This window comes from Lentimicrobium saccharophilum, from assembly GCF_001192835.1.
Taxonomy (GTDB): Bacteria; Bacteroidota; Bacteroidia; order Bacteroidales; family Lentimicrobiaceae; genus Lentimicrobium; species Lentimicrobium saccharophilum.
In genome coordinates this window covers 440,882-452,840 of sequence record NZ_DF968182.1, presented here as the reverse complement: position 1 = coordinate 452,840, position 11,959 = coordinate 440,882, and the positions used below count along the sequence as shown (strand labels likewise).

Sequence of the window (11,959 nt, the reverse complement as noted above, 5' to 3'; positions counted from 1 at the left end):
TCAAATATCCAATCATTATCCATCAGAAAATCAACACAGTGAAAAATCTACCCCTCTTTCTGCTGGCAACCATTTTGATGGTTGTTTCATCCCTTTATGCGCAGAAACCAAAGAAACAAATGTATATGCCCGACGATCCTGTTCCGGTCAAATACAAAGTCGATACCCGCATTGACAATATGGCCTACTGGAGGCGGATGGCTTCGCTCGGACTGGTGCCTGTTGAACCTGATCATGCCGCCCCGTTCGGAAAATATACCGGAAGCCGGCTATCCGGCAGAAGCGTGATGACTGATGATTCTCCGGATGTACCCGTAACAACCGTTAACTCTACCCAAAGTGAAAACTCAATTTTTGCGGATCCCAATAATCCCCAGTCTGTGCTGAATTCGAACAATTCCACGCCCAGACCAGCCAGCACCGTATACGGAGCCAATGATTTCTGGTCAAGCGATGCAGGGAGTACCTGGGGCGGACACGTTCAGGGGGCCGGGGGTGAAAACAGCGGTGATCCCACCACAGCCATCGGGTTAAACGGATGGTATTATGTGGGTTATATCCACTCATCAGGAGGCCAGGGCGTCTCATACTCCACCGACCAGGGCAATACATGGACACCGGTGCTGGTGGCTCCTGCCCCTTCAGGTTTTAGCTCCCTTCTGGACAAAAATCACATGTGGATTGACAACAGCACCACCAGCCCCTATGAGGGGCAACTCTACGATGCCTGGACAAATTTCGGCGGCAGCAATGATTCGGAAATAGAATTAAGCCGCTCAACTGACCAGGGGCTAAGCTGGTCATCACCGGTCAACATCAGTTCTGCCATTAATGCCGGCAGCCACAACCAGGGTGTGAATATTCATACAGGGCCCAACGGGGAGGTATATGCGATCTGGGCGATATATGATTCATGGCCGATCGATGAAAATTCAATCGGAATGGCCAGATCATTTGACGGAGGCGCCACCTGGCAACCAGCAACCCGGATAATCAGTAATATCAGGGGAATCCGGAACACTGCAACTTCAAAGAACATGCGTGTGAATGCTTTCCCATCGATGGCCGTTGATATCAGTAACGGTCCGAACCGGGGCATGATCTATGTGGTTTGGCCCAACATCGGGGTACCGGGAACCAATACCGGCAGCGATATGGATGTCTACATGATCCGTTCGGCAGATCAGGGAAACTCCTGGTCAACGCCTGTCAGGGTAAACCAGGATCCTTCCGGACTGGGAAAACAGCATTACTTTCCCTGGATTACCTGCGACCCGGCCAATGGCAACCTGAGTGTTATTTACTATGATGACCGCAACGTATCAGGGTCGCAGGCCGAGGTATATGTATCAAACTCAATCGACGGAGGCAATTCCTGGGAAGACCTGAAAGTGAGCGATGTCTCCTTTACCCCTCAGCCCATTTCAGGCCTGGCTTCCGGATATTTCGGCGATTATCTGGGTATTCACGCCCAAAGCCGCTGGGTATATCCGGTTTGGACCGACAACCGCACCGGCTATGCAATGACCTATGTTTCAGCATTCCAGTCCGGCCCGCCGCCCAACCAACCCTGGGTGATTTACCAGACTCACCTGCTGAATGATGCTGCCGGTAACAACAACGGCCTGCTCGATTATGCTGAAAATGCCCTGCTGAACGTTACCCTTGAAAATATCGGCGATCAGCCTGCTGCAGCAGTAAATGCAGTGATTTCAACAGAATCTGCTTTTATAACATTTACCGACAATACTGAAAATTTCGGAGACTTTGCTGTGGGCGAAGTAAAAACCATTTCCGACGCCTTTGCTTTCACCGTTTTACCTGCCGTTCCCGACGGTGAAAAGATCACTTTCACCCTCTCGGTTACTGATGCCAATGACAGCACATTTGTTTCAAACTTCAACATCGAAGCGCACGCACCCGGTATTCAGGCGGGCAACCTGAGCATTAACGACGCGTCCGGCAATATCAACGGCCGCCTTGATCCCGGTGAAACCGCCACACTCAGCATCATCACCTTCAACCCGGGTGATTATCCTGCTGAAGAGGTAATGGCACAGCTTACCACTGCCAGTGCCTATGCAACCATTACCAATACACAGGTTGAACTTGGCAACATTAATCCGGGCATGATGAACGCAGTAGCCGCTGAATTTGAGATCTCCGTTTCACCTGAAGCCCCGGTCGGGCACCAGGTAGCACTCAATTACACGGCAAACTCCCTGTACCATTCAACGCTGAAGAATTTCTTTACACCGGTAGGTTTAATCCTCGAAGACTGGGAGACCGGCGGTTTTGAAAGCTTCGACTGGGAGTTTGCCGGCAGCGCCCCATGGACTATAGCTACCGACCAGGTTTATGAAGGTGAAACCAGTGCGAAATCAGGCGCAATCAACGACAATGCCAGCAGCGAAATGAAAATCGGCTATAATGTAATGAACCCCGACACCATTTCATTCTACCTGAAAGTATCATCCGAAGCTGATTATGACTACCTGAAATTTTATGTCAACAACACACTCAGGGGCCAGTGGGCAGGAGAAGTACCCTGGCAGCAGGTAAAATTTGCCGTGAATCCGGGGCAGCAGACTTTCCGTTGGGTCTACAGTAAAGATGTTTATGTTACCGGCGGAAGCGATTGTGCATGGGTTGACTACATTGTTTTTCCTGCTCCAATGCAAACTACTGCCTATGCCGGGCAGGATGCATCCACCTGCGAACAGGGTCCGGTTATGCTTGACGGTACCGCCACCAATTACACGTCAGTATTATGGACTACTGCGGGAGACGGTACTTTTGAGGATGCAAATCAGCTCAACACATTCTATACCCCCGGAACCCAGGATCTTATTAACGGGAACGTGGTCCTTACCCTGACGGTTAACGGTCCGGAAGGAGAAGTGAGAACAGATGACATGTTACTGAACATCTCCACACCTGCCTCGGTTCAGACAGCAGAAACCCTTTCGGCATGTGCAGGCACCGGTGTTGACATTGAAGCTCTGGCAGAGAACTATACATCGATTATGTGGAGTACGACCGGTGATGGCACTTTCAGCGATCCCGCATCATTGAACACGACCTATGTTCCGGGATCACTTGATATCAGTGCCGGATCTGCAACCATTACGCTTACAGCTTTCTCTGCAGCACCATGTGCAGATGCAACAGGTGTCATTACACTCAGTATTCTGCCTGCTCCCGAAGCCGTCATCAGCGGAGATACAACCATTTGCGCAGGTTCGGAATTACAGATTGAGGTTCAGCTGACCGGAACAGCACCCTGGCAATTAGAAATCGGGGATTATGGCACATTTACAGCTGAACAATCTCCGGCCTACATTACCATTGCCCCCGATACTACCCAAATCGTTCAGGTTATCGCGGTAACTGATGCCAACCAGTGTCAGGGAACGGGATCGGGAACATACAACATTACAGTAAATGAATTGCCTTACCTGTATCTTCCGGCTGATACCATGGCATGTGTCAACCACCTGGTAACACTGACAGCTGTTACTTCCGGCAATGTACAATACCTGTGGACGCCGGGCGGCTACATTACCCAGAGCATTATCGTTGATACAACGGGTATCGGAGCCGGAACCGGTACATGGACAGCCAGGATAACCGATGAAAATGGCTGTGTAAACGAAGCTTCTGTTAACCTGACTTTTAATGAATGTACGGGCCTGGTTGAAGTTGAATTCAGCAGTTTTTCAGTCTTTCCGAATCCTTCGGACGGCCGTTTCAGCATTCAAGTCAGTCAGGAAAATGCGGGGATTTATCATCTGGAAATAACCGATGCATCAAACAAAACTGTCTTCAGCAAACCGGACGTACTGATAGGAAGTCATGAAAAACAGGTATTTGATTCCGGCATTCTTAACAACGGTATCTATCTGGTAAAACTTTCAAACAGAGAGAAAACATTATCGGCGAAACTGATCGTAAAAAGATAAAGGATTATACCAATTCCATTGACAGGGGGGCAGTTGACGCCCCCCTTTTTATTTTTAATGATTACAAATAGTCATAAAATTTACCGGGTTTGTACTTCCTATTGAATTTTATTTATTTTTGCGATGCTAATAATTTTATTCATTCTCAGGGTATTATTCTGCCCGGGATGTAAAATTTTTTACTCACACACACTTTTCAAATCAAACACATGAAAACAACTTTACGCAGGTTTTTTTCGGGCAATGGCATCACCACGTTACTGATGGCCGTTGTGTTGAGCATTTCCTTCATTAGTGCAGATGCAGGTAATCACCGGTACCCGGACAGTTGGGGCAAACAAGGTTTAACCCTTAACCGTCAGGGCACGGATGGGATCAGCCTCAATTTCTCTATCCGGGAATTTGGTCTCACCGACCGTGAGATCAACGGTCAGGTGATGACCGGAATTGAGTTTTCAGAATCTTTCCTCCAGAATGAAGAAGGTTCACCGGATCTTCCGGGTTTCGGACGTTATATCGCCATCCCCGAAGGCGCAACGGCCATTGTTGAAATTACCAACATGCGCACCGAACGCTTTGTGAATATTGAAATGGCTCCGGCTCCACGCATCCCGCTTGATACAGATCAGGGTCCGCTGCAATTTGAAAAAAATCCGGCCATTTATAACAACAATGCTTTCTATCCGGCTCAGCCTGTCACCCTGGGTGATTACAGTCAGATTAGGGGCGTGGATGTGGCAATGCTTGGGGTAACCCCCTTCCAGTACAATCCGGTTACCAAAGAACTGATCGTATACCGCGATATGGAGATCAGTGTCCGTTTTGAGGGCGGCAGCCGTCAGTTCGGAGAGGATAAATACCGCAACCGCTGGTGGGATCCCATTATGGAAGATGCCATTATAAATTTCAGTTCTCTGCCGGTCATTGATTACGATCAGCGGACATCCGCATCAACCCGCGGTACTGGTTATGAATACCTGATCATTGTTCCGAACGATGATATTTTCTATCAGTGGGCTGATTCAATCAAGAAATTCCGCACCGAAGAAGGTATTTATACCGGCATCGTGAAACTTTCCGAAATCGGCACCAATGTAAATGCCGCCATGCTTGAGACTTATGTCAACAATGCTTACAACACATGGGATACCCCTCCGGCAGCCATTCTGTTGCTTGGCGACTATGGTCAGGCAACCGCCAACAACAATTCGATTACCTCCCCCATTTACGATAACTATTGTGTTTCCGACAATATCCTGGCCGATGTTTCCGGAAATCATATGCCTGACATTATTTTCGCCCGCATTACAGCCCAGAATGCCGAACAGCTTGAATCAATGATTGGACGAGGCCTGAATTATGAGCGCAGACCTCCGGTCAATCCTTCTTTTTATGCCAACCCCATTACAGCATTAGGATGGCAAACAGAGCGCTGGTTCCAGATCTGCTCAGAAACCGTCGGCGGCTTCTGGAAAAATGTGCTGGGCAAAACGCCTGTCCGTATCAATGAGATCTACCAGGGAACACCCGGCAACTCATGGTCATCGGCACAAAACACCAGCACCGTTGTTGGCGTTTTCGGACCCAACGGACTGGGTTATATCCCTGCATCTCCGTCCAGTATGGGCGGGTGGAGCGGCGGTAACGCCACCATGATCAACAATGCCCTGAATTCAGGATCGTTTATGCTGATGCACCGCGACCACGGTATGGAAACCGGCTGGGGAGAACCTTCCTATACAAACAGCAATATCTCCAACCTCACCAATACCGACCTGTGTTTTATCCTGTCAATCAACTGCCTTACCGGAAAGTATAACTGGAGCAGCGAAAGTTTTACGGAAAAATTCCACCGTTACACTTACATGGGACAGCCCGCCGGAGCACTCGGACTCATCGCGGCTTCCGAAGTTTCTTATTCATTCGTGAATGATACCTATGTGTGGGGCATGATGGACAATATGTGGCCCAACTTTATGCCTCAGTATGGTGCAACCCCTGAATCAAGGGGTGTTTTACCGGCATTCGGAAACGCAGCCGGAAAATATTTCCTACGTCAGTCCAACTGGCCTTACAATACCGGTAACAAGGAAGTAACCTACAACCTTTTCCATCATCACGGGGATGCTTTCCTCAGGGTTTGTACTGAAGTACCCCAGACGATTGCAGCTACCTACGAACCTACGATCTTTGAAAATGAAACCGAATTCACCATTACAGCCTCACCAAACTCTAATGTATGCCTTACATCAGACGGTGTGATCCTGGGAACCGGTGTTACCGGTTTTGTAAATACCATCACCATTACAATACCTCCTATGACAGCCGGAGACCGTATCAAGGTCACCATTACCCGTCCCAATTGCAACCGTTATGAAGGATGGGTGGATGTTATTCCCATGGTTACTTCAGCAATTGCCGGTGAAGACATGGCAATTTGTGAAGGTACCGAGCCCCAGCTGAACGGAGCTGCCGTAAATTACACTTCCCTTCTTTGGGCAACCAGCGGCACCGGAACTTTCAGCGATGCTACCATTCTTGACCCCATTTATTCTCCAAGTGCTGAAGACATCGCACAGGGTGCTGTGCTCCTTTCGCTTACAGCCTCAAATCCTGCTGCCAATGATTCAACCGACTACCTTACCCTTTCATTCAGCCTCGCTCCGGTAGTATTTGCCGGTAATACCGCTGACATCTGCGCCGGAGAAGGTTATTCTGCGCTGGATGCTACTGCCGCAAATTACACACAACTTGAATGGACAACAACGGGTACCGGCACCTTCGATGATCCTTCATCATTGAATCCGCGGTATATCCCCGGCGCCGAAGATATCGAAGCAGGCAATGCCATGCTGACACTCTCAGCCTGGAATGAACTCTGCGAACCGGTTACCATGGACCTCCAGGTAATGATTCATGCACTGCCCGTCCCGGTTGTTAACGGACCGGATGCAGCCTGCCAGAATCAATCGGAGCTTGTATATACTGCTGAAGGCGAAGGCAACCAGTATTTATGGGAAATTTCGGGTGGCACCATCACCGAAGGACAGAACACCGGATCAGTCACCGTTACCTGGGATGAGCCGGGAACCGGAAGCCTCCACATGGTTGAAACAAACGAATTCGGATGCTCAAATACCACCGAATTTGCTGTTACCATCAATCCCGCTCCCGCACCTGCAATTGACGGAAACGCCCTGGTATGCGCCAACAGCGAACAGGTTGCCTATATCACTCCGCTGAATGAAGGAAACGCTTACGAATGGACAGTTACCGGCGGTGAAATCGTTTCAGGTGCCGATGCCAACGAAGTCGTTGTTAACTGGGGCGGCAATGGACAGGGAACCCTGAGCCTCGTTGAGACCAATACGCTAACGACCTGCTCGGCCACCACCGGGTACAATGTGTTGATTCATTCACCCGAGCCCACACTCGGCAATGATACCACCATCTGCATTACGCATGTGCTGAATATCGAAGCTGAAGAAGGGTTTGCCGCCTATGCATGGTCAAGCGGACAGGAAACACGCAGTATCCAGATTAACGGAGAAGCCCAGGGCCTGAATGCAACCACCTATACTGTAACAGTAACTGATGCAAACAACTGTACAGGAACCGCTTCAATCATGGTAACCGTTGATGCCTGCGCAGGTATTGAGGAGAATGCATCGGCCACAAGGGTCAGTATTTTCCCGAACCCCAATATGGGTGAATTTACCCTGGAGATCAGCAATGCCGAACCCGGAAAATCAACCATCAGCATCGTTACCACAACCGGTGAAATTATTTACTCAAACCAGGTTGTTATCGGTCAGCAGTCATACAGGCAGAATATCGGCCTGAATGCCGGTAGTGGCGTATATTTCCTGAAAGTTGAAACAACAAACGGAACAACCATTCAGAAACTTGTTATCAGGTAATCTGAAGAACTGATTGAATAAAAAAGCCTGCCCCTGAAGCAGGCTTTTTTATTGGCTTTTCATGGGTTACAATTACTCAGATTGGCGATAAAACAAGTAAATAAAGCAAAAATTGAATGTTTTTCCTGTTAAATCGCGTTCATTCAGGAAACGTCAGACATGTTCCGGGTCTATCTCAGTTTGCGATTTACCAATGGATGAAAAAAAATGACTCTTTGCAGGAAAATGCAATTGTCAACATAACCAGATTTAATTCCTGACAATAAATGGCATTCTCAGATAAGCCTAAAATACTGATCGTTGACGATGTTGAGGTCAACCTTATATTGCTGGAGACTGTTTTAAGGAAGGAGCAGGCAGAAATACACAAGGCCACCAATGGAGAAACCGCGCTCAACATGGCCACTGACCTTGATTTTGCGCTGATCATACTGGATGTGTCAATGCCCGGGATGAACGGCTTTGAGGTTGCCGAAAGACTGCGGGATCAGGAAAAAAACCGGCTTACACCTATTATTTTTATCTCTGCGATCATGTATGACCAGCAGAGCATCGCAAGGGGATATCAGTCAGGTGCAGTTGATTACCTGACCAAACCCTTTCAAAATGAGATTCTGATCAGCAAGGTCAGGATATTCCTTAAACTATATCAGCAAAACCGTGAATTGCAGGCGCAGAGCAAAGCACTGAATGAAAGCCTGCACAGGTATCAGAAAGCTGAACAGACCATTGTTTTCAAGTATCAGTTCGAGCGGGCCGTTTCCCTTGCTTCAGCGCGCTTCTCCGGCAATTTTGACCCGGACAGCTCCATTGATTTCATGCTGCTCGATATGGAAAGACTTTGCGGCGCAGCCTCTGCCGGATTCACTTATTTTGACCGGAAAGAGCATCTGACAGGCCATACCGGAAATACCGGATCCGGAATAACCCGGACAACTCCCGGTAAACCCGAGAGAGATACGATCTACCAGGCCCTTGCCGGAAATGAAGAAGTATGCCGCGTAATGGTCAGTCAAAACGGACTTACAGGTCCATGGATCAGTCCGGCCGCCATTTCGGCATCCGGACCATCTGCAGTCAGTGTAGCTATTCCGGTTAACGTTGCCGAAACACTTACAGGGGTTATTTTACTGAACGATTGCACTGACCTGCATCAATGGGAGAAACAGGATATCTGCGCCCTCGGGGTGTTCGGAACAATAACAGGCAATGCGCTTGAACGTTCGAAAACAAGGGCAGCACTTGAGGCCAGTGAATCAAAATACAGGAGTTATATTGAAAGCGCCCCTGAAGGAATACTGGTTGCCGACAAAAAAGGGTTGATCACGGAAGTGAACCCGGCGGCCCGGAAGATTTTTAATACCAACCGGGAAAACTTTATCCAACAGGATATCAATAAGATATTGAATCCTGAAACCCTTGCCGGAAACTTTCCTGATTTTCAGGGGCTGACCTCGGGAGAAGGCAGCAGGGCTGAATTTTTTATAACAGCTGGCAAAACTTCCCGGATCATCAAAGCGGAAAGTTCCAGGCTGCCCGATAAGAATTACCTGATTTTCTGCACCGACATCACCACTGCCCGTGAAATGGAGAAACACCTTATTCATACGGAACGCATGGTTGGTATTGGAGAAATGGCCACCGGAATTGCACATGAAATTAACCAGCCTCTTAATACCATCTCTTTTGGTATTGATAACCTCATGCATGCCATAAGCAACCATCAGGCCAGCGAAGAATATATCAGGGAAAAATCCAGAAAAATATTCGAAGGCATCCACCGCATGCGAACCATCATCGACCATGTCCGCACTTTCTCAAGAAACAACGATGACTTTATTCATTCAAAATTCAGCGCGAATGAAGCCATCCTTAATGCACTCTCACTCATCAGCGAGCAACTGAAGAGCCGCGGATTCGAAATCGTCACGGAACTGGCCGGTGAAGAGGAGGTTTCGGCCATGGGCAATACTTATAAAATTGAGCAGGTTATCTTAAATCTGTTGTCGAATGCCCGTGATGCAATTGAGGAAATGCAAAAACCGGGCGATGCCGGCTATCTCCCCCGGATAAAAATATCATCCGGCAGGGAAGGACAGAAAATCTGTATTCATGTTACGGATAACGGAAGCGGGATTGAAGCTGAACACATGGAGCACATCACCGCACCTTTCTTTACCACCAAGGAACCCGGCAAAGGTACCGGCCTTGGACTCGCCATTTCATACGGTATCATGAAAGAACACAAAGGTGAAATGATTTTCAGCAGTACGCCCGGAACAGGCACAACAGTAACGCTGAAGCTGCCTGCTATACCAGATCAGACTAAAAATAAATCATGATTGGATAACCTAACGATTATGAGCAAAATGAAACTAAGGGTACTTATACTGGATGATGAAACCGATTTTGCAGAAGAGCTGAAAGAGTTCCTTCAGTTGCGCGATTTTGAAGTTTATACCGCAAACACCCCGGGCGAAGGGTTCGAAAGCCTCAGGCGAAGACCTTATGACCTGATGATACTGGACATAAAGCTTCCGGGGATGAGCGGCCTCGACATTCTGCAGCAGGTTAAAAAACTATATCCGTCGATGGAAGTGATTATGATATCCGGTCATGGCGATATGGACACGGTTATCCAGGCAATGCGCGACGGAGCCATCGATTATCTGCGTAAACCATTCAGGCATATTGATATACAGCTTTCTATAGAACGGACTGAAAAATACCTGAAACTTTACCGCCGTTACCTCGAAATGCAGGATCAGCACTCGCTCATCTCTTCAGAACTTGAGCGGATGATTGACCGGACTTTTATCGGTGAAAGCCGTCCGATCAGGCAAGTGCTGGAACTTGCGAGCACCGCGGCAAAATATCCGAATACCAATGTATTGATTACGGGCGAAAGCGGAACCGGAAAAGAGATTGTGGCCCGCATCATCCATTATGCCAGCGAGCAACGCAACCAGCCTTTCTGCGCAGTCAACAGCAGTGCGGTTACAGATTCATTGCTCGAAAGCGAGTTTTTCGGCCATGTCAAGGGTTCCTTTACAGGTGCCATTAATGATAAGAAAGGTTATTTTGAAGTGGCAAACGGAGGCACGTTGTTTCTGGATGAGATTGCCGATATGCCATTTGCCCTTCAGGCCAAACTGCTGCGCGCCATCGAAGAAAAAAAGATCAAAAGGGTCGGCGGAAACGAAGAGATACAGGTTGATTTCAGGATTATCGCGGCCACCAACCACAATGTCGAAAACCTGATCGAAAGCCGTCAATTCCGGCTCGACCTGTTTCACCGGCTCAATACCCTTACCATCAATATCCCGCCATTACGTGAGCGACCCGAGGATATTGAACCACTGCTCCGGTATTTTGTCAACTATTTTTCGGCCAAGCTCAACAAGCCGCTCCCGAAAATCAACGCCCAGCTGGTGGAATCGCTGAAAGAATATGACTTCCCTGGCAACGTCCGCGAACTACGCAATATGATAGAACGTGCCATGATCTTTTGCAATACGCAGACGCTCAGCCCTGTAGACTTTCAGTTGTCAAATTCCAAAAATGGCAAATCCGCCAGAAGTGTGGTGCTTAACCTCGATGAACAGGAGCAGAACCTGATTCTCCAGGCACTGAATGAATGCGGCTACAACCAGATGCTTGCAGCCAAGATGCTCGGCATATCAAGGGACTCACTGATCAGGAGAATGAAAAAATTCAATATCCGGATCATGAAAGAACAGGATTAAAGGATTATTCATCAGAACACCTGCCTGATTTTATGCCGTCAGGCCATCGTTCCTGTTCTGTCACTTTTGTCAGGGCAGTTTCTCCTGATGCTGATCTCCGTACCATCTTATTTATGCATTTTAAAACCGCACAATTGTGCGGTTTTGTGTGTGATTTTCCGGCTCCCTAATTGGTGTTTCAGAAAAATTAAAAAATCATAATTACACTATGCATTAGTATTGTTTTTATATATTATTGTATTTCTGTGTTTTACAGAAACCTTCTAATAGATCCCTTTACACTAACCAAATTAACCTCCTGATATGGAACAGGCCTTGCCTATGGTGGTGC

The 11,959-nt window shown here is 48.0% G+C and carries 4 protein-coding genes; all 4 read left to right on the top strand.

The annotated features are described in order from the left end of the window. The first annotated feature begins 38 nt into the window (after positions 1 to 38). The 4 genes from TBC1_RS01610 (at position 39) to TBC1_RS01595 (ending at position 11,628) form a co-directional block, all read left to right on the top strand. Positions 39 to 3,962: a T9SS type A sorting domain-containing protein gene (locus tag TBC1_RS01610; protein WP_137305361.1), complete on the top strand. Its 3,924-nt coding sequence runs from the start codon at positions 39 to 41 to the stop codon at positions 3,960 to 3,962. A 209-nt stretch (positions 3,963 to 4,171) separates the two neighbouring features. Then, positions 4,172 to 7,882 (top strand): C25 family cysteine peptidase, encoded by a 3,711-nt coding sequence (locus tag TBC1_RS01605; RefSeq protein ID WP_062037535.1) that lies wholly within the window; start codon positions 4,172 to 4,174, stop codon positions 7,880 to 7,882. A 266-nt stretch (positions 7,883 to 8,148) separates the two neighbouring features. After that, positions 8,149 to 10,224 carry a response regulator gene (locus tag TBC1_RS01600; RefSeq protein ID WP_062037532.1) on the top strand — a complete coding sequence of 692 codons (2,076 nt, stop codon included), beginning with the start codon at positions 8,149 to 8,151 and terminating at the stop codon, positions 10,222 to 10,224. An 18-nt stretch (positions 10,225 to 10,242) separates the two neighbouring features. Further along, positions 10,243 to 11,628 carry a sigma-54-dependent transcriptional regulator gene (locus TBC1_RS01595; RefSeq protein WP_201781618.1) on the top strand — a complete coding sequence of 462 codons (1,386 nt, stop codon included), beginning with the start codon at positions 10,243 to 10,245 and terminating at the stop codon, positions 11,626 to 11,628. Positions 11,629 to 11,959 lie beyond the last annotated feature (331 nt).